18 protein-coding genes are annotated in these 18,686 nt (G+C 55.9%); 5 read left to right on the top strand and 13 right to left on the bottom strand.

Annotated elements, in window-relative coordinates:
* Positions 1-17: 17 nt before the first annotated feature.
* Together M655_RS10420 and M655_RS10415 are read right to left on the bottom strand one after the other, a co-directional pair.
* A complete protein-coding gene (locus M655_RS10420) occupies positions 18-1,277 on the bottom strand; it encodes an adenosylhomocysteinase (RefSeq protein ID WP_007784192.1) in 1,260 nt (419 codons plus the stop codon).
* Between the two features lie 166 nt (positions 1,278-1,443).
* A complete protein-coding gene (locus M655_RS10415) occupies positions 1,444-2,382 on the bottom strand; it encodes a LysR family transcriptional regulator (RefSeq protein ID WP_026557388.1) in 939 nt (312 codons plus the stop codon).
* 126 nt (positions 2,383-2,508) lie between these two features.
* Between M655_RS10415 and M655_RS10410 the strand changes: the two genes are divergently transcribed.
* The 4 genes from M655_RS10410 (at position 2,509) to M655_RS10395 (ending at position 6,577) form a co-directional block, all read left to right on the top strand.
* On the top strand, positions 2,509-3,786 hold the full coding sequence (locus tag M655_RS10410) for an APC family permease (RefSeq protein WP_026557389.1): 1,278 nt from the start codon (positions 2,509-2,511) through the stop codon (positions 3,784-3,786).
* 151 nt (positions 3,787-3,937) lie between these two features.
* Entirely contained in the window at positions 3,938-4,639 is a 702-nt protein-coding gene (locus M655_RS10405; RefSeq protein ID WP_005833002.1) for a FadR/GntR family transcriptional regulator, read from the top strand.
* On the top strand, positions 4,636-5,847 hold the full coding sequence (locus M655_RS10400; RefSeq protein ID WP_005833004.1) for a CynX/NimT family MFS transporter: 1,212 nt from the start codon (positions 4,636-4,638) through the stop codon (positions 5,845-5,847). Before M655_RS10405 ends, M655_RS10400 begins: the two co-directional genes overlap by 4 nt.
* Positions 5,848-5,986: 139 nt before the next feature.
* A complete protein-coding gene (locus tag M655_RS10395) occupies positions 5,987-6,577 on the top strand; it encodes a hypothetical protein (protein WP_005833006.1) in 591 nt (196 codons plus the stop codon).
* Positions 6,578-6,638: 61 nt separating this feature from the next.
* Here the strand turns inward: M655_RS10395 and M655_RS10390 are convergent, their stop codons facing one another.
* From M655_RS10390 to M655_RS10345, 10 genes are all read right to left on the bottom strand, one after another.
* A complete protein-coding gene (locus tag M655_RS10390; protein ID WP_026557390.1) occupies positions 6,639-7,700 on the bottom strand; it encodes an S-layer homology domain-containing protein in 1,062 nt (353 codons plus the stop codon).
* A 225-nt stretch (positions 7,701-7,925) separates the two neighbouring features.
* Positions 7,926-9,545: a bacillithiol biosynthesis cysteine-adding enzyme BshC gene (gene bshC / locus M655_RS10385; protein WP_026557391.1), complete on the bottom strand. Its 1,620-nt coding sequence runs from the start codon at positions 9,543-9,545 to the stop codon at positions 7,926-7,928.
* Between the two features lie 113 nt (positions 9,546-9,658).
* Positions 9,659-10,216 carry a helix-turn-helix domain-containing protein gene (locus M655_RS10380; RefSeq protein ID WP_005833012.1) on the bottom strand — a complete coding sequence of 186 codons (558 nt, stop codon included), beginning with the start codon at positions 10,214-10,216 and terminating at the stop codon, positions 9,659-9,661.
* A gap of 52 nt (positions 10,217-10,268) precedes the next feature.
* Positions 10,269-10,667, bottom strand: coding sequence for a DUF3397 family protein (locus tag M655_RS10375; RefSeq protein WP_005833013.1), 399 nt, complete (start codon positions 10,665-10,667; stop codon positions 10,269-10,271).
* A complete protein-coding gene (locus tag M655_RS10370; protein ID WP_007784179.1) occupies positions 10,668-11,630 on the bottom strand; it encodes a ketopantoate reductase family protein in 963 nt (320 codons plus the stop codon). It abuts the gene before it with no gap.
* 704 nt (positions 11,631-12,334) lie between these two features.
* A complete protein-coding gene (locus M655_RS10365; RefSeq protein WP_005832704.1) occupies positions 12,335-13,873 on the bottom strand; it encodes an acyl-CoA carboxylase subunit beta in 1,539 nt (512 codons plus the stop codon).
* Positions 13,874-13,889: 16 nt separating this feature from the next.
* Complete coding sequence (locus tag M655_RS10360; RefSeq protein WP_007784177.1) at positions 13,890-14,663, bottom strand: enoyl-CoA hydratase-related protein; 774 nt, start codon at positions 14,661-14,663, stop codon at positions 13,890-13,892.
* A 14-nt stretch (positions 14,664-14,677) separates the two neighbouring features.
* The gene (locus tag M655_RS10355) at positions 14,678-15,592 is read right to left on the bottom strand and encodes a hydroxymethylglutaryl-CoA lyase (protein ID WP_025845090.1); all 915 of its coding nucleotides are present in this window, start codon (positions 15,590-15,592) and stop codon (positions 14,678-14,680) included.
* Positions 15,593-15,644: 52 nt separating this feature from the next.
* Entirely contained in the window at positions 15,645-15,857 is a 213-nt protein-coding gene (locus tag M655_RS10350; protein ID WP_005832711.1) for a biotin/lipoyl-containing protein, read from the bottom strand.
* Positions 15,858-15,875: 18 nt separating this feature from the next.
* Positions 15,876-17,222: an acetyl-CoA carboxylase biotin carboxylase subunit gene (locus M655_RS10345; protein WP_005832712.1), complete on the bottom strand. Its 1,347-nt coding sequence runs from the start codon at positions 17,220-17,222 to the stop codon at positions 15,876-15,878.
* Between the two features lie 274 nt (positions 17,223-17,496).
* Between M655_RS10345 and M655_RS10340 the strand changes: the two genes are divergently transcribed.
* Positions 17,497-17,964 (top strand): N-acetyltransferase, encoded by a 468-nt coding sequence (locus M655_RS10340; protein WP_005832713.1) that lies wholly within the window; start codon positions 17,497-17,499, stop codon positions 17,962-17,964.
* A gap of 69 nt (positions 17,965-18,033) precedes the next feature.
* Here M655_RS10340 and M655_RS10335 read toward each other — a convergent pair whose 3' ends face one another.
* A complete protein-coding gene (locus M655_RS10335) occupies positions 18,034-18,678 on the bottom strand; it encodes an RsfA family transcriptional regulator (protein WP_026557393.1) in 645 nt (214 codons plus the stop codon).
* Positions 18,679-18,686: the final 8 nt, after the last annotated feature.

The following is an 18,686-nucleotide window of genomic DNA, read 5'->3' as shown; positions in this document are numbered from 1 at the left end:
AGGACGGTTTTCGCGAACTATTCGACCCAGCTATCGAGATATGCTTTTTGCTCGTCGGTCAATTTGTCGATGCCGATGTTCAATGCTTCCAATTTGTATTGGGCAACCATTGCATCCAGCTCGTAAGGTACGTTCAGCACTTTTTTGCCGATGTTTTTGTACTGTTCGTTGACATACGCCAGCGAAACAGCTTGCAGGGCAAAGGTCATGTCCATGATCTCTGCCGGGTGGCCGTCGCCTGCTGCCAGGTTTACGAGGCGTCCTTCTGCAAGAAGGTACAGTTTTCGACCGTCTGCCATGACAAATTCTTCAATATCTTTGCGCACGATTCGCTTGGATGTCGACAGGGCGCCAAGCTCCACTTTGTTTACTTCGACATCGAAGTGGCCTGCGTTGGACAGGATCGCGCCGTCTTTCATCACTTCAAAATGCTCTTTGCGGATCACATCGCGGTTTCCGGTCACGGTCACGAAGTAGTCGCCGTGCTTCGCCGCTTCGCTCATCGGCATTACTTCGAAGCCGTCCATGTACGCTTCTACCGCTTTGATCGCGTCGATTTCGGTCACGATGACTTTCGCGCCAAGACCTTTCGCGCGCATCGCCACACCTTTTCCGCACCAGCCATAGCCGGCTACGACAACGGTTTTCCCTGCTACGACCAGGTTGGTTGTGCGGTTGATGCCATCCCATACGGATTGGCCTGTACCGTAACGGTTGTCAAACAAATATTTGCAGAAAGCGTCGTTCACCGCTACCATCGGGAACTCCAGCTTGCCTTCTTTTTCCAATGCTTTCAAGCGCAGAATCCCTGTTGTCGTTTCCTCTGCGCCACCGCGCACTTGCGACAAGAGATCGCGGCGCTCGCTGTGCAGGATGGTCACCAGGTCGCCACCGTCGTCGATAATCAGGTCAGGGCGCGTCTCCAGCGTTTTAATCAGGTGCTCCTTGTACTCGGCTGGATCTGGATTGTACTTCGCAAAAACGCGGATGCCGTCTTCCACCAGCGCCGCGCAAATGTCGTCCTGAGTGGAGAGCGGGTTGGAGCCTGTAATCGTTACTTCAGCGCCACCGGCTTGCACGACTTTTGCCAGGTACGCGGTTTTTGCTTCCAGGTGCAAGGAGATCGCCACTTTCAGTCCTGCAAATGGCTGCTCTTTTTCAAAACGCTCGCGGATGCGGTTGAGAACGGGCATGTGCTCTTTTACCCAGTCAATTTTCAAATGGCCGCTGTGTGCAAGCGACATGTCTTTTACAATGCTTTCAGAAACGGTGTTCATGTATGGGTAGACCTCCTTTTATCTCATAAACACAACCCTGTCTATCATATCATACGCAAGTACAACCATCATCTCTTTTTCCTGTTCCCGCCAATTTTTCGGCACACGGCTGCAGGTGTCGCCCCGCGAACGGCTGCGCTGCTGAAAGCGAGCCTCGCCGCTGCTGTCAGATCGCATCCGCCTTCGCTGCCGAAATGGCGTTTTTTGCTGCGCCCTGCTGCTGTCCTGCATTTGTCGTCAGCAGCTCCAAAAACCGCAGCAGCGCCTGTGGCATCCATTTTTTCTTATGATAGACCAGTTGGCGGTAGACGCGGACTTCCGGATGGGAAAAAGGCAGGATGGTGAGCGTACCGTTTTTCGCTTCTTCGGCGACGGCGATGTAAGGAACGAGCGCAATCCCTAAATCATATGCGACGCATTGCTTGATCGCTTCCAGACTGCCGAACTCGGACGACGATTCGATCGTCGCTCCGGCGTCGCGCAGGACAGACTCCATGATCGAGCGGTAGCTGCATCCGGCTTCGGTAAAAATCCAGTTTGCTCCGGCGAAATCGCGCGCTTCGAGCTTTTCCACCCGGGCCAGCGGATGGTTGGGCGCGGCGATGACTACGAGCTTTTCTTCGCCGAGATTGATGTTCACCAGTTCAGGGTGATCCTGCAGCCAGTCGAGCACAAAGGCGAAGTCGTAGTGGCCCTCCTTGACGCCCTGGCGCAGTTCGTGACAAATTCCCGGCTTCAACAAAATGCGCACGCGCGGGTGCTCCGTGCGAAATGCTTGCAAAAAAGGCGGGAGGAAAAAAGCGGCGAGCGATTCCACCGTGCCAATGCGCAAGGTGCCAGCCAACTGCGCCTGCTCGGACAGGTTGGCCCTCGCTTCGTCCAGCACCGCCAGCAGTTGCTCGCTGTAGGCGAGAAGGGCTTCTCCGGCGTGGGTCAGTCTGATTTTTCGCCCCCACCGCTCAAACAGCGTGACGCCAAAATCCGCCTCCAGGTTTTGAATCTGCGTCGTCACGCTGGATTGCGCATAGCCCAGCACCTCTGCCGCGCGGGTAAAGCTCTGGCATTTGGCTACCTCGCGAAAGGTCAGCAAGTAGCGCGTATCCAAATTCCTCTCCCTCCTTTTCATCGAAAAAACCGATTTTGATTATCTAATATTATAGATAACTCCGATGATTATGTCTATGCTACACTACCTCTACAAACAACCGAACGATAAAGAGAGGGAACATTCATGGAAAAAGCAACTGTGCAAACAGCGGGCCTCGCCAAAACGCTGCGGCTGCCGCAAATCGTCGCCTTGTACATCGGGGCCGTCATCGGGTCCGGCGTGCTGCTCATCCCGGGGCTGGCGGCAGAAAAGGCAGGCCCCGCCTCGATCCTCGCCTGGCTGGTCATGTCGATTCTCGTCTTGCCGATGGCACTCACGATGGGACTGCTGTCCGCCCGCTACCCAAGTTCCGGCGGCGTCTCCACCTTTGTCCGCACGGCCTACGGCGACCGCTTCGGCAACATCGTCGGCTGGTTTTTTCTATTATCTGTGCCCATCGGCGCCCCGATCCTCAGCGTGACCGGAGCCAACTATCTCGCGGTGCTGCTCGGCTGGGGCGACACGCAAATTTACGCGGCGGCTGCGCTCATTTTGACCGCGGTGCTCATCATGAACGTGTTAGGGATGCACGTTGCCGCTCGCGTGCAAACGATCGTCGTCGCGCTCATTATCTCGATTTTGATCGTGGCCGTCGTCGCTGCGCTGCCGCACGCTTCCGCCGCTCACTTCACTCCGTTTGCCCCCAACGGCTGGCTTAGCGTCGTGCAAGCGGCAGGGCTGTTATTTTGGTGCTTTATCGGCTGGGAGGCGGTCACGCACTTGTCCGAGGAGTTCGTCGATCCGGCGAAAAATGCCATCCGCGGCGTATTGTGGAGCGCGGGCATCGTCGCCCTCCTGTACTTTGCCGTCGCGTTCATGACGGTCGCCACTCACAGCTATGGCGCAGGCATCTCGGCGGCAGCGCTGTCCGTCATGGTTCAACTGTCACTCGGGCCTGTCGGCGGCTGGATCGTGGCTGTGACTGCCTTGTTTATTTGCATCGCCACCACCAACGCCTACATCGGCGCGGCGGCGCGGATCGCCTATGCGCTGGCGCAGGAAAAGATCGCGCCCCGCTGGTTTGGGCTGCTGCACGCGAAATACCGGACGCCGATCGGCGGGCTGTTGTTCCTCTCGCTCTGCTTTGGCGTGGTGCTGACGGTCCTGTATGCAGGAGTGATTGACCTGGCCCGGCTGATCGAGCTGCCCAACGCCACGTTTTTTGCCACCTACATCGGCGGGTGTCTCGCCGGAATCCGGCTGCTGCGCAACCATCGTCTCGGACGGCTGGCTTCCTGGACGTCGCTCGTCTTCACTGTCGCGCTTTATCCATTTCTGGGCTGGTCCGCGCTCTATCCGCTCGTGATCGCCGCCTTGCTGCTACTCTGGCAAAAGCGCATGGAAAAACGCATGACCGCGTAGCATCAAGACAGGTCGTTTCTTCTTCCCGGGAAACGCACCTGTCTTTTTTTGCGCTTGCAAACAGTTTCCTCGCTCATGAATCTTGCCCGTCGTCTTTCCCCATGCTAAAATGGCGACATTCCCAATCGTCGGATGTTTGGAGGTTTATCCTATGACATTGCAAAAACCTGTCCGCTCTTCGCTCGTGAAACAGATTGCGGAACAACTGGTGCAGCGGATCGAATCAGGCGCGTGGAAGGTCGGAGAACGCATCCCGCCTGAGCCGGAGCTGGTGGAGCAGCTCGGCATCAGCCGCAACACGCTGCGCGAGGCGGTGCAGGCGCTGATCCACACAGGCATGCTGGAAGCGCGCCAAGGCGATGGCACTTACGTCCGCTCGTCCAGCGAGTTCGGCGCAGCGATGCAGCGACGGCTACGGCGCTCGACCTTGCTGGAAATTTTGGAGGTGCGGTACGGACTGGAGCGCGAAATCGCCCGGCTGGCTGCCATGCGCAGGACGGATGCCGATTTGCTGCAAATCCGGCAAAAGCTCGACGCTTCCCTCTCGCTCAGGCACGATCCGCAAGCGTACATCACCGCTGACGTGGCGTTTCATATCGCGGTCGCCCACGCGACACACAACAGCGTCATGATCGACCTGTACGAGCAGATGACCGAATCCTTGCGCCTGTCTGTCAGCGGCACGCTGGATTTCCACGACCTGTTGGACCAGCAGGCAATCACACATACGGCTCTCGTCCAAGCAATTGCCGAACAAAGTCCTGACGCGGCGGAAGAAGCGGCAAGCAACCTGATTCAAGCCAGCAAAACAGCTCTCACGGAGCTGATCGAGAAAGGAGGGATGGACGCATGAGCCCTGCCACCCTGACAGCAGCGAAAAGCAAAGCGCAGCCTGTCACTCCCAAACCGTTTCTCATCATCGCCGGAATTATTTTGATTACATTTGCCATGCGCTCTCCGCTGACGGCTGTTGGCCCTCTGGTCGGCTCCATCCAAGGCGACCTCGGCCTGTCCAATGGAATGTCCGGACTGCTGACTACCGTTCCTTTGCTCGCCTTCGCGCTGCTCTCGCCGCTGGCACCGGGCATCGGGCACCGCTTTGGCACGGAGCGCACGCTCTTTGCCGGACTGCTCGTCGTCCTCATCGGGCTGATTCTGCGCTCCTCCGGCTTCGTCTTCACGCTGTTCGCCGGAACCGCCCTGATCGGAGCAGGCATCGCCATCTGCAACGTGCTGCTGCCCGGCCTGGTCAAGCAGCGCTTCCCGCAAAAAGCCGGGTTGATGACCAGCGTGTACACGACCACGATGTCGATGTGTGCCGCGCTCGCTTCCGGCATCAGCATCCCGCTCGCCAGCACAGGCGGCTGGGGTTGGCAAGGCTCGCTCTTCTCCTGGGCGCTCCCGGTCCTGTTCGCCATCGCCGTCTGGCTGCCGCAGCTTCGCGCTGACGGAAGCCAGCCAGGAAAAAGCACGGGCGAAAAAAGCAAACAAGGGCTGTGGAGCTCGCTGCTCGCCTGGCAGGTCACGCTGTTCATGGGCTTGCAGTCGTTTCTGTTTTACTGCACGATCGCCTGGCTGCCTACGCTCTTGCAGCAGCACGGCATCAGCCAAACCAGCGCCGGATGGATGCTGTCGCTCGTGCAGGCGGTCAGCCTGCCTGCGAGCTTTTTCACCCCTGTGCTCGCTTCCCGCTTGACGAATCAGCGTTTGCTCGCGGCTGTAGTCGGCCTCTTCTCCCTCGTCGGCTTCGGCGGGCTTTTGCTCGGCACAAGCGAGCTTCTGCTCTACCTCTGCCTGTTGCTGCTCGGCCTCTCGCAAGGCGCCTGCATCAGTCTCGCCCTCACCTTTATCGTCATTCGGGCCAAAGACGTGCGCCAGGCCGCCCGGCTATCCGGCATGGCCCAGTCTGTCGGCTACTTGCTCGCTGCGGTCGGCCCGATTTTTGTCGGCTTTCTCTACGATTTGCAGCACTCCTGGACCGTGCCGCTCAGCCTGCTCTGCCTCGTCAGCGTGTTGGTCGTCACAAGCGGCATCGGGGCCGGGCGCAATCAAACCGTTTGAGCGTCACGTCAAAAAGCGTGCGGACCGTCACTGGTACCCGCACGCTTTTTTCTTTTGGAGGCAGAAGCGCCTTCCCGCGCTCGTTATATGGTAAAATATAGGAAAAAGAGCGGCACAGGCCAAGGAAAGGTGGCGAATCATGAGACGCTTGTGGTTGTTCAGCTTGAAGCTCCTGCTGTTTTTGCCAGGATGCGGGGAACCGGAAGTGGAAGTCACGCTGCCGAAAGAGGTGGAAAAGCGCATGGAGGAGCAGCTTCACGTCGACATTGTCGTTCCGCCTGCGGAAAAGCTCGCGGTCAAATACGCCGAAATCCGCTACCCGCCGATCGTAAACCAGCAGCAGATCGCCGGCCCCTCTGTCGCCGTCATTGTGTACACCGATGAAAAAGGCGAGCTTCTGCCACTGACTGACGAGCAGCGCGCCGTGATGCGAAACAGGCAGCAACGCGAACTGTTTTACGGTGAATACGCTGGCAGGCCGGTCATCATCATGGAAATCCACACGATGAAAAATTTCCTCGCCGACGCGAAATCACAGCTCATCGAAGGAATGGCGGTCGAGTACGGGCAAAAGGAAACCGACTCAGGGACGTACGCCTTTTACAGCTTCAATTACGATGACACCGCTTATACGACCACCTTTTTGCTCCAAAACGGGATGACCACAGAAGCTGCCGTCGACTTCAACCGCAAGCTGATCCGCCTGCTTAAAGGCCAGGGGGAGTCGTAGCGCGTTTTCCTCAAAATCGCAAAAAGCTGGATGCAAAGCACCCAGCTTTTTTTGTTGCCCGCTATTCGTCTTTGCCAATCAGCCGGAACGTCTTGCCGTCCGCAGACGAGAGGTAAAAAGTTTTGTCGACGCTGCCGCCCAGCTCGCCCGCGTAGTATTGGACGGTCAGTCTGTACTTGTTCGTGCCGATTTTGGCGAAGTACAAAAGTTCATTGAATTGCGGAAAACGCACGAAGTCGTAAATTTCGTATTTCATGAACGAGAAATGCTCGCGCAAAAAAGACTCGCTGACATTCAGCTTGTTTTGCTTCACATACGCGACGAGGTCGTCGTAGCGCCTGATCTTTTTCTGGTCCATCACATCGCGGACAAACGCCGCTACGGCATCGGTCATCGCCTTTTTCTCGCTCTCGCTCACCTGGCCCGGGAACAGCTCTTCCATTTTGCTGTCCAGTCGGGTCAGCATCGCGACGGCCTGCGCTCTGCTGATCGTTTCTTGCGGGCGGAACGTGCCGTCCGGATAGCCGGAGAGAAGCCCCATTTTGTACGCCGGATAGACGGTCATGACCTCATGCTCGTTTTTGGGAGACAGGTCGGAGAAAAACCGCGCCGTCGTTCCCCGGTATTTTTCGCCCTCGGACTGATGGCCGAGCGCTGCCAACAGAAGGCGCGCCGCCTCCAGCCGCGTCATCCCATCTGTCGGTTTGCCTGTCGTCATGATGCCTGCTGCCGCCAGGTGGCGATACGTTTGCTCCGACCAGCGGCCCGAAGCTTTCGCTACATACGTCTCTTTGACAAAAGCGTCCGGCTCGTGTCCTTTGTAGGACGGGAGCACGCGCTCTATCAACGAAAGAAACTGCTCCTGTGTCACTGTTTTCTCCGGTTGAAACGTCCCGTCCGGGAAGCCTTGAATCAACCCGGCTTTGGCTGCCTGCTCAATCTCCTTGGCCGCCCAGTGTCCTTTTGTGTCGAGGAAGGAGACGGAAGCGGTGACGGCCTTTTCCTCCCTGGCCTGGGCCTGGGCCTGATTCGACTCGCCAAGTGCTGTGCCTGCCCAGGCCATCGACAGGACAAGCGCCCATACAGTGGCTTTTTTCCCGAATAGTCGCGACTTGTTCTCCATCCCGAGTACCACCTTTCTTCACAGGAATTCCGTTATTCGTAGGACGCAAACTTTGTCGGAAAAGTTTCGGCATACGCCGTAGAAATTGTTTCCATTTTCCAAACACGCAAGAAAAATCAGCGAAGCCAAGCGATTCGCAGCGCCTTCGTTGCACGAAAAAAAGCCGACTGGCCGTCTAGGACGATCAGCCGACTTTTTGTTTTCATCCGTTTTGTTTTTTGCCTGTTACACGAAAAAGAGTTGATGAGTGCCGTCGTGAGCAAACGGAGCCTCGACCAGACGGTCAACCAGTTCCAGCCCGTACTTGTTCGCGAAGGGGAAAAAACAGAGCTTGCGTTCCTGCAAGCCGCCCTCGGGCAAAAGCGTCGTCTCGATCCGCTTGATCCGGTTATAGGCGACATCTTCTTTTTGCTGCAAGGAGCGAATCAAACGTTCCTCCAAAAAGGACACCTGCTCAAGCAACAGCGCACTGTTCTTTTCCGCCAGGCCGCGCATTCCCGGGTCCAGACGCAGCACCTCTTCCACGAGCGGACGGTACATGGCCAGGATTGATTCGCGCGCACTGGCAAATTGCTCATGCAGCGGATGCGGCCCTTGCTTTTTCTCCCACTCGGCTTTCCAGCCCGCAAAGTCGGTCAGCACCTGTTCGACCGTAAGCTCCAGACTCTCCAGCAGACGGAGGTGAGCGCCTTCCACGAGGGTGATGGACATGCGCGGCAAAACAATCGGCATCTGCATCCCGAACAGCTCGAAAACTTCGCGATAGTACGCCCAATAGGCGATCTCGCCTGGCCCCCCGATGAAAGCCACAGTCGGAAACAAATGCTCCTGCATCAGACCGCGCGTGACGACATTGGCGCTGAATCGCTCAGGCTGCTCCTGGACCAGCCGCAGCAATTCCTCGCGACTGTACGACTGCCGTCTGTTGACAAAGCGATCCAGATGCCGGGACAATAGCAGCCGGTCTTCCCCTTCGTAGATGAACAGGTTGGCCTGTTGCTCGTCAACTTCAAGCTGCAACGGATACCCGGCCGCTGCGATCCGGTCTTTTGCCTTCACGAGCAGGCGGGCCATCTGCTCGTTTTGTTCGATCACCTGCTGAAACACGGGGCGTTCCAGCTCCCGTACGAACGGCAGCGATGACTCGACGAGGATCAGCCCATGCTTTCCGAACAGTTGGGCCATCAGCCGGGCAAACCACTCCGCCACCGTAGCCGAGCTTTTGGCTGTTTGCGTCAGCAATTCCCGCACGTTTTTCGTTTCGGCTGTCTCAGTTTGTTCCTGGAAAAAAGCATCCAGGAACTGCATACACACCTCTTCTTCCAAAGCCAGCTTGCTTGCCGACATGCGCCCTTTTTTTCGCAGCTTCAGCCGTTCCTTGTGCAGACGGGTATCGCCATCCGCCGCCCAGTACACATGATCGATTTCATCAATGTCATGGTCTTCTCCGGCGATCCAAAAGACGGGGACGACGTTTGTTTGCAGTTCGGCCGACAGCTTTCGCGCTGCCTGAATCAAATGAACCGCTTTGTTGATCGTGTACAGCGGGCCTGTGAGGACTCCTGCCTGCTGGCCGCCGATGACGACATATGTATCCGGCTGCTTCAGTAATTCGATGTTTTTCAGCGCTTCGGGGTGAGTGCCTATTGCTTCATTAAAGTTATGTAAGCCTTCCGCCAGTTGCTTCCGCTCGAAGGTTTGCGTGGAGAGCCACTTCAACCGTTCCCGGTATGACTGATCTTGGTAGGGATTGTGCGCGAATAAGGACAAAGCAGATTCGTTCTGCTGCTGGTACTCTCGTGCCAGCCGATTTGCCAATGGAAGCGCAACACGTTCAACATTCATGCTAGCTCACCTTTCTTAGGGCGATGGTCACTGCAAATTATACCACGCTAGCCATCCACAAAAAACAAGACAACCCGCCAAAATGGGTTGTCAAAGTGTAGCGCTGTTTTTTCTTAAAATTGAGGCGGTGTGACAGACCAGATCAGAACGGCTTCCACGTCGCCGCTGTTTTCAATCGTGTGCGATTTGCTGCTGTCAAACGAGATGCTGTCGCCTGTCTCCAGCACGTGCTCTTCATCGTTGAATCTCGCTGTCACGCTTCCGGCGATCACCGTGAAGCATTCCTCGCCTTCGGTCTGGACGAATTTGTCCGCGACCATTTCTCCTGGCATCAGCCGGACCTCCAGCATGCCCAGCTTGGCGCTCCCTCCCATTGAGAGCAACGAATACGTGCCTGTCGATTCGGGAAAAACCAGTTGTCTGCGCTTTTGCAGACGTGTCACGTGTACTTGCTTTTGATCGATGTCCTCGAAGAAATGAATGATCGGGGATTCCAGCGCCTTTGTGATTTTCCATAGCGAATCCAGCGATGGCTGGGAAATTCCCCGCTCCACCTGACTGAGCAGCCCTTTGCTCAGCCCCGTTTTTCCTGCCATGATCTCCAAGGTAAATCCACGTTCTTTTCGAATCATCCGAATCTTATGTCCGATGCTCTCGATGGGAAGTCGCATAGTTCCAACCTTCTTTCTTATCGGAATAAATACGATATGTATAGCCAGTGCGTTACACCACATCCATCGTCTTGATTATGCCCGTCGTAAACAGCACTATATAGACAAGTCCAAACCAGAGAAACGACAACCGCCAAGCGGAAAATCCTACCTTTTTCAAGGAGAGCTTCCCTTTCAACTTCACCTGGAACCAGCCTAGCAGCACAATCGTCACCAGGAAAAAGCAGCTAACCCACCACCAGGCTGACATCGCTTCTGGCCAGATGAGCTCGTACGCGGAAACAGCGGAACGAATCACCAAAAAATTCGTGATATTCACCGCCCAACGACCTGCCAATCTTTTGTTCCGCTTCACCATGTACACAATCAAATAGACAAGCGGAAATCCTAAGAATGGCACTACGGTCAGCGTCCCCCAAAAATAGGACCAGAAAGTTGTCCACATGGCCATCTACTGTCGCCTCCCCTCCTTCCCTATTCCCATGCCAGATTTTAGAAGAATGACGCGAAGCAAGGTCTCGTGCAACGGAGTAGGAATCCCGGACTTTTTTCCTAATTCGACAAGATAACCGTTGATTGATTGTACTTCCGTAGACCTATTTTTCATCACATCTTGCAGCATAGAGGAAAGATTACGGGAAGTACTTCGGCAAATAACGACAATTTCCTGCCAGTCTTTTTCCCCAATTTTTTGTCCGGCGAAAGCAGCTACCTGCGCGGCTTCATCAAACAAATCGCGCATCAGCGCTTGTGTATGCGAACTGTCGAGGAGTGCCCCGTTCGGGATTTCAAACAATGCCGTAAGCGGATTTATCAAGGCATTGGCGAGCAGCTTTCTCCACGCATGCGGTTCAATCGCTTTTTCGTAGATCGCCGTAATCCCCGCAGCCGATGCCCATTCGACAAAGGAAGCGATCACGGGATCTCTGCTGTTTCTCTCCTGCCATGGTCCGACACGCAAAGTGCCTGTCCCGGTATGCTCCACTTCCGTCGCGGAATGCCTTCTGGCTCCTTCTGTGTGAATGGCGAAAAAGCATTGCGCGTCCGCAAGCACTTCTGCGAGCATTTCCTGGTGCCCCATCCCGTTTTGCAGCGCGACGACGCGCGCGGCAGGATTCAAGTCGGTCAGCGCCGGAAGCAACGGAGGCAAATCAGGCTGCTTGACGGCGAGCAGGTACAGGTTCCCTGCAGGCAAGCCAGCTTCAATGGGGCGGGCAGGTACCATCACCTTTGTTTTTGTGCCGTCCAGACGCTGGAGCGAAAGTCCTTGTTCCATGAGTTGATTCGCCTGAAGTGAACTGCGCGTAACGACGGTCACGGACAGTCCAGCGAGCGCAAGCCTTGCTGCGTACAGCAAACCAACGGAACCACCGCCAACTACGACCACTTGCAAATCGCTAGTTACTGGCTGCATTTGTTCACCTACATTAATCAATACTTATTTTATAAGAATAGCAGAGTTTAGGAGATTGTTCAATTGATTGGAACAAAAAAGATCGCAATTATCGAAAAATTCTCTGTTGATTCTTTCGTTTACATGGCCGGATGAGGTGAAAACTTTGGGTGTAGTACGTGCTGTGTTTTAAAAGCGGCCTTCATCGGCACTTTTGGTGCGGCGAGGAAAGAGACGAAATCGCTGTAGCTTCTTGGGCTCCCTGCTGGGGGGCTGGACTGCCTGGCTGCGGGGAAAAAGCGAAACCGCGTCCAAAAGTGGTTGATTCAGGGAGCTTCTCAGAGTTGGACGCTAAAAGCGTGTTTCGCTTTTTCCCCTCCGCCTCGGTTGGGAGCCCAAAGAGCTTTCGCGGATTTCGTCTCTTTCCTCGTCAGGGGCCAAGGGGGATGTCGGAGGGGAAAAAGGAAGGGCAAGGTAAAAAGATTGGACAAGAATTAAAGAAGAAGTGCGGGCATTCGTGTAGACCTTTCTGGGAGCTATCATTCTACCTGCTCGACCATTCGCAATGCTTTTTGAATCTGCTTCCTTGCCTTGGGCAGCCTGACTTCCTGATTTACAATACAAAAATCAACATCGAACGAAAGAAACAGCTCGCAGAGGAATTTACCTTTTCGCCAGCCAAAAAAGACTGCCGCCCAAAGGCGACAGTCTCCAGCCATTCCCTCCTACACCGGATAAACCGGATGCTTCCGGTCGGAGAACACTTGCCGTTTGTCCTTGTAAATCTCGTAGCGCGCAATCAGGTCCTGGCGCAAGCTGCTCGGCGGAACGATCGCGTCGACGATCAGGTTCGAGGCCAACAGGTACAGATCGATGTCCTCCTGGTACTCCTTGCGCTTTTCCTGAATGAACGCCTGGCGCTCGGCCGGGTCTTCGATGGCCTGAATTTTGTTGCTGTAAACGGCGTTCACCGCTGCTTCCGGGCCCATTACCGCGATTTGCGCGCCGGGCAGGGCGATACACGCATCCGGCTCGAACGCCGAGCTGGCCATCGCGTACAGTCCTGCTCCGTACGCCTTGCGCACGATGACGGAAATTTTCGGTACGGTCGCCTCGGCCATCGCCGAAATCATTTTCGCCCCGTGGCGGATGATGCCCGCGCGCTCCACCGCTGTGCCGATCATAAAGCCCGGAACATCGGCCAGGAACAGGAGCGGGATGCCGAACGCGTCGCACAGCGTAATAAACCGCGCCGCCTTGTCGGCCGAATCGACGAACAGGACGCCGCCCTTCACCCGCGGCTGGTTGGCGATAATCCCGATCGGCTTGCCGTCCAGACGGGCAAGACCTGTAATCAGCTCCTGGGCAAACAGCTTTTTAATCTCGAAAAACGAATCCGCATCGACCAACGATTGAATGAGATCGTGCATGTTAAAGGGCGCGTTTTGATTTTCCGGGACAATGCTGGAGATGTCCTTGGCCGTTTCGATAGGGCCTTTAGCCGCTGCCAGCGGAGGCTGTTGCGTGTAGTTGGCCGGAAAGAAGCTCAAGTAGGTGCGCGCCGACCGAATCGCTTCCTCTTCATTGGCAGCCAGCACGTCGCCGCAGCCGCTCACCGAGCAGTGCATCCGGGCGCCGCCCAGCTCTTCCAGGCTCACCTTTTCCCCGATCACCATTTCGGCCATGCGCGGGGAGCCAAGGTACATGCTCGCGTTTTTGTCGACCATGATGACAATGTCGCAAAATGCCGGGATGTACGCTCCGCCTGCAGCGGACGGGCCGAACAGGATGCACACTTGCGGAATTTTTCCGGACAGCTTCACCTGGTTGTAAAAAATCCGGCCCGCTCCCCGTCTGCCAGGGAACATTTCCAGTTGATCCGTAATCCGCGCCCCGGCCGAGTCGACGAGATAAATCAGCGGCACGCGCATTTTTTCGGCCGTTTCCTGAATGCGGATGATCTTTTCCACCGTCCGCGAACCCCAGGAGCCAGCCTTGACCGTAGAGTCATTGGCCATGACGCACACTGTCTGGCCGTTTACTTTTCCGATGGCGGTCACGACGCCGTCTGCCGGCAAATCTCCCGCCATGACATTGGCGAACAGCCCGTCCTCGACCATAAATTCATCGTCGAACAACAGCTTCAGCCGATCGCGGACAAACAGCTTGTTTTGCTCCTTGAGCTTTTCGTGGTACTTGGCATCGCCACCTTGCTGGATTTGCGCGATCTTTTCCTGCAACGTCTCTTCCAAATGTTTGCTCATCGGCTACTCCCCCTCGTCACTCTCCGCGATAGTTCGGTTTTCGTTTTTCGGCAAAGGCTGCCAGCCCCTCCAGGCGATCTTTGGTCGGAACGAGCAACTGGTAGGCGTTGCTCTCGATCAACAGCCCTGCTCCCAGCTCGACCTCGCCCCCGCAGTCAATCGCGAACTTCGCCTGTGCGAGCGCCAGCGGAGCGTTGTTCGCAATCTGGGCAGCCATCTCCAGCGCTGCGCCCATCAGTTGCTCCGCAGGCACGACGCGGTTGACCAGCCCGATCGACAGCGCCTCGTCCGGCTGGACGCGCCGAGCAGTAAAAATCAGCTCTTTGGCAATGCCCTTGCCCACCAGCCGCGGCAGGCGTTGCGTCCCGCCCGCTCCCGGAATAATCCCGAGCGACGTCTCCGTCAAGCCCATTTGCGCCTGATCGCTCATGATCCGCAGATCGCAGGCGAGCGCCAACTCTGTGCCCCCGCCCAGCGCCAATCCGTTGATGGCGGCAATGACCGGCTTCGGCAGCTTTTCCAGCTCGCTGAACGTGTCGCGAATCGTTCGGATGTAGTGCTCGACCTGTTCAGGCGACATGCCGCGCCGCTCCTTCAAATCCGCGCCCGAGCAAAACGCCTTGTCTCCCGCTCCTGTCACGACCACGACGCGCGTGCTGCGATCGCCCGCCAACTCTGCGACAAGCTGTCTCAGCTCGGTCAATGTCGCGAGGTTCAGGCAGTTGAAAACGTCCGGCCTGTCAATCGTCACGACACCGACCATGCCCTCTTTTTGGTAAGAAATCGTCATGTAGTCCCTCCTCTCTACGTATACTCCTCCAACTGGCGTTTTGCCAGGTTTGCTTTCAGCACTTTCGACGACAGCTCCCGGCCAAGCTGCTCCTGGATGTAGGCGCCTGCTTCCGTCAGTCGGTTCAGGTCGACTCCGGTTTCATAGCCCATGCCGTGCAGCATGTAAACCAGATCTTCCGTCGAGATGTTGCCTGCCGCGCCGGGAGCGTACGGACAACCGCCCAGGCCGCCAATCGAGCTGTCAAACGTGCGGATGCCTTCTTCGAGCGCCGCCACCACATTCGCCAGACCCGTTCCGCGCGTGTCGTGAAAATGCCCGGCCAAGCGCTCGGTCGTAACATCTTTCACAAGTTCCGCAAAAATCTCGTGTACCTGCTTCGGCGTCGCCACCCCGATCGTGTCCCCGAGCGAAACCTCGTACACGCCCATCTCCAGCAGCGCATCGGTGACTCTACGGCTGTTGTCGACAGGAACGTCGCCTTCGTACGGACAACCGAAAACGGTGGAGACGTACCCGCGCACGCGCATCCCGAGAGCGAGCGCCTCCTTCGCCACTTCCGCCAGCACGGGAAAAGTTTCCGCGATGCTCTTGTTAATGTTTTTGCGGTTGTGGCTCTCCGAGGCGGACATGAACAGGGCGATTTCATCGAGACCGCACTGACGCGCCCGCTCCAGACCGCGCACATTGGGCACAAGGGCGCTGATCTGCACACCTTTTTTTTCGACAGGCAAAATCCCTCGCAACACTTCTTCCGCGTCAGCCAACTGCGGAATCCAGCGCGGGTTGACAAAGGAGCTTGCCTCGATCCTTTCCAGTCCCGCATCCAGCAGCTTGTGGATCAAGGCGATTTTCGCCTCTGCGGGCACGATGGCACTCTCATTTTGCAGCCCGTCTCGGGGGCCAACCTCTACAATTTGCACCTTCACGCTCATCCCGCCTCCTTTCCTAGCGACCGCTCAGTTTGAAAGAAAAAAAATACTACTCGAGAACGACGATAACGTCGCCATCGTTGACAAAGTCCCCGACGTTCGCTTTGACTTCCACGACTTTGCCTGCTTCCAGCGATTGCACCGGCACTTCCATTTTCATCGATTCCAGCACGATGACGTCCTGGCCGTCGCTAATTGTGTCGCCTGGCTGCACCAGGACGGAAATGACTGTTCCTGCCATGTTTGCGGTTACTTGCTTCATGAATGACCCTCTCCTTGTTTAGTGATTGGATTTGGCTTGGCGCTCGGTGATAAACCAGGTGGTGTAATCTCCGGCCTGGAAATGCTCGTCTGCCAATACTTCCTGTAAAAACGGAATGTTCGTTTTAATACCAGTAATCAGAAAATGGTTCAGCGCTTCCTGCGCCCTTTGCACCGCTTCTGCGCGGGTCTGCCCGGAAATAATCACCTTGGCGATCATCGGATCGTAAAAAGGCGTGACCTGTGTGCCCGACTCCACTCCATCGTCGATCCGCACATGTTCCATGACAGGCGACTGATACAGGCTGATCGTGCCTGGCGATGGCAAAAACGTCACCGGGTCCTCCGCGTAGACGCGCAGTTCGATCGCGTGGCGCTTTGCCTGCACTTCGTCCTGGCTGATCGGCAGCGGATGTCCGTCCGCGATGGCAAGCTGCATGGCTACCAGATCGTAGCCGGTCATTTCTTCCGTCACGGCATGCTCCACCTGCAAACGCGTGTTCATTTCCAAAAAGTAAAAGGTTTTGTTTTCATCTACAATAAATTCGACCGTGCCCAGACCCGTGTAGCCGACGGCCTTCGCTGCCTTTACGGCTGCTTCGCACAGCTTCGCGCGCGTGGCTGGGTCGAGGAATGGCGACGGGCTTTCCTCCAGCACCTTTTGATGGCGCCGCTGGATCGAGCATTCGCGCTCCAGCAAATGAATGACGTTGCCGTCGTTGTCCGCGGCAATCTGCACCTCAATGTGACGCGGGCGCTCCACGTACTTTTCCACGTACATCGCATCGTTGCCGAAATAAGCTTTTGCGCGGCCCTTGGCCGACTGATAGGCCTGGAGCAACTGCGACTCCTCCCGGCATATTTGCATCCCGATCCCACCGCCGCCTGCACTGGCCTTCAGCATGACCGGATATCCGATTTCGGCCGCTTTGGCTGCTGCCTCTTCCACGGTCGCAAGCGATTCCTCGCAGCCTGGTACGACAGGCACGCCTGCCTCCTGCATGATTTTGCGGGCGGTCAGCTTGTCGCCCATTTGCCCGATGACTTTTGGCGAAGGGCCGATGAAGATGAGTCCTTCCGCTAAAACGCGGCTCGCGAACGCTTCGTTTTCCGAAAGCAGTCCGTAACCGGGGTGAATGGCATCGGCATTCGTGCTCTTGGCAGCCGCGATAATTGCCTCCACGTTCAAATAGCTGTGCGGCACTGGTGGCGGGCCGATATGGACGGCCTCATCTGCTTCGCGGACAAACGGCAGGTCGCGGTCGGCATCCGAATAGACCGCTACGGTCGCGACTCCTTGTTCGCGGCAGGTGCGAATGATCCTTCTGGCAATTTCACCACGGTTTGCGATCAATACCTTGCGCATGGCAACGCTCCCCTCTTTGACAAACCGGCTTCAATCGAAAGCGTTTCCAAATCGTTTGCTCGGTTTGTTTCATGTGCTGCTTACTTCTATTTTGCCATGAGAATGAACATAGTTCTAGCAAGAAATTTTAATTTTTTCCAAGGAAGCGCGATCACTTCCTGTCAATTCCTAGACGAATCAAAGAAAACGCTTCGGAAAATCCAATCCTTGTGTATAATAGAGGAGAGTGGCCGAAGCTGGCCAAGGCAAAGAGCTGTGAGAGGAGTGGCTAACCATGTTTGAAGTAAGACGTTTACAGATCAACTACAAGACACTGGAGGAATTCCAAAAGTTTCGCGAATTTGGCCTGGAGGAGCTTTCGATGAAGGAAGACCTGGAGGCGAACATCGTGGAGAACGATTCGGAATCTCCTTTTTATGGTATTTATGACAACGATCTTCTGGTAGCACGCATGAGCCTCTATAAAATCGACGGGAAATACGATCGTTATTTCCAGCCAGCCCAAGATTACTACGAGCTGTGGAAGCTTGAAGTTCTGCCTGACTACCGCGGCAAAGATTACGGGACAGCTCTGGTTAACCACGCAAAAAGCTTTGGCGCTCCTATCAAAACCAATTCCCGCTGTCGTGCGGACGAATTTTGGCTGAAAATGGGCTTTACCCCTGTCAAGTACAATCCGATGCGCGACCGTGGCGAAAACCCTTACGTCTGGTTGCCGGAAAACGTGGAGCTGCAAGACTAGCTCTTCGTCCGGACGAGAAAAAAGAAGCGGACTGAACACCGCTTCTTTTTTCTGTCGAAAGCCCTGCATTTATTTTTCCACTCGCTCCAGATTGCCGTTTTCATCCATTTTGAAAATGGCTTTGGCGGATTCTTCTTCCTGCAAAAAGGCAAGCTTGCGAGCCCGGTCCATGATCTGGACGAGGGCGCGGTAGTCGTCGTTTACGCCCTGCACCTGCTCCAGTTCTTTTTTGGCGCGCTCGTGCGCTTCTTTCAATTCTTTTAACTCCAAATCTTTTCCTTCCAACTCTTGTTCCAATTGTCGCAAGCGACGGGCCATTTCTTTCTGGTTGACGAGCATGCGAATCACGGATTCGATCTGCTCCTCCTCCACTACCTCCAGCTTGGCAGCCTGCGTCTCCGAAGCAGCAGGCGACGCCTGCCTTGGCGGCAACAAAACCGCATCCGTCTCGGCCGCTGCGGCCGGCGCTTGTATCCGACCCATTTTTTTCAGTTGCTGTCTTTGGCTCTTGGCAATCGAGATTGCTGCATCGTAACGTTTGCGCACGCAACTATTCCAGCGAAAACCGCACGCTGCCGCAGTCCTACCCAACCTTTGACCCACTTCTTCAAATGCGGCAAGCTGTGTGCCGCCTTCGCGTATGTGGCGCAAGGTGACTTCCGCCAACACGAGATCGTCATCTTCGGTCCATGCGTCTTGTCTGGAAGCTACCATATGAGTCC

The organism is Brevibacillus sp. NSP2.1 (assembly GCF_000470975.2).
GTDB classification, from domain to species: domain Bacteria; phylum Bacillota; class Bacilli; order Brevibacillales; family Brevibacillaceae; genus Brevibacillus; species Brevibacillus agri.
This window is presented reverse-complemented; position numbering and strand designations above follow the sequence as displayed.

Bases quoted from the DNA above. Each gene is read 5' to 3' on its own strand.
- M655_RS10420 (WP_007784192.1), bottom strand. From the start codon at position 1,277: ATGAACACCGTTTCTGAAAGCATTGTAAAAGACATGTCGCTTGCACAC.
- M655_RS10410 (WP_026557389.1), top strand. From the start codon at position 2,509: ATGGAAAAAGCAACTGTGCAAACAGCGGGCCTCGCCAAAACGCTGCGG.
- M655_RS10405 (WP_005833002.1), top strand. From the start codon at position 3,938: ATGACATTGCAAAAACCTGTCCGCTCTTCGCTCGTGAAACAGATTGCG.
- M655_RS10400 (WP_005833004.1), top strand. From the start codon at position 4,636: ATGAGCCCTGCCACCCTGACAGCAGCGAAAAGCAAAGCGCAGCCTGTC.
- M655_RS10395 (WP_005833006.1), top strand. From the start codon at position 5,987: ATGAGACGCTTGTGGTTGTTCAGCTTGAAGCTCCTGCTGTTTTTGCCA.
- M655_RS10390 (WP_026557390.1), bottom strand. From the start codon at position 7,700: ATGGAGAACAAGTCGCGACTATTCGGGAAAAAAGCCACTGTATGGGCG.
- bshC (WP_026557391.1), bottom strand. From the start codon at position 9,545: ATGAATGTTGAACGTGTTGCGCTTCCATTGGCAAATCGGCTGGCACGA.
- M655_RS10380 (WP_005833012.1), bottom strand. From the start codon at position 10,216: ATGCGACTTCCCATCGAGAGCATCGGACATAAGATTCGGATGATTCGA.
- M655_RS10375 (WP_005833013.1), bottom strand. From the start codon at position 10,667: ATGGCCATGTGGACAACTTTCTGGTCCTATTTTTGGGGGACGCTGACC.
- M655_RS10370 (WP_007784179.1), bottom strand. From the start codon at position 11,630: ATGCAGCCAGTAACTAGCGATTTGCAAGTGGTCGTAGTTGGCGGTGGT.
- M655_RS10365 (WP_005832704.1), bottom strand. From the start codon at position 13,873: ATGAGCAAACATTTGGAAGAGACGTTGCAGGAAAAGATCGCGCAAATC.
- M655_RS10360 (WP_007784177.1), bottom strand. From the start codon at position 14,663: ATGACGATTTCTTACCAAAAAGAGGGCATGGTCGGTGTCGTGACGATT.
- M655_RS10350 (WP_005832711.1), bottom strand. From the start codon at position 15,857: ATGAAGCAAGTAACCGCAAACATGGCAGGAACAGTCATTTCCGTCCTG.
- M655_RS10345 (WP_005832712.1), bottom strand. From the start codon at position 17,222: ATGCGCAAGGTATTGATCGCAAACCGTGGTGAAATTGCCAGAAGGATC.
- M655_RS10340 (WP_005832713.1), top strand. From the start codon at position 17,497: ATGTTTGAAGTAAGACGTTTACAGATCAACTACAAGACACTGGAGGAA.
- M655_RS10335 (WP_026557393.1), bottom strand. From the start codon at position 18,678: ATGGTAGCTTCCAGACAAGACGCATGGACCGAAGATGACGATCTCGTG.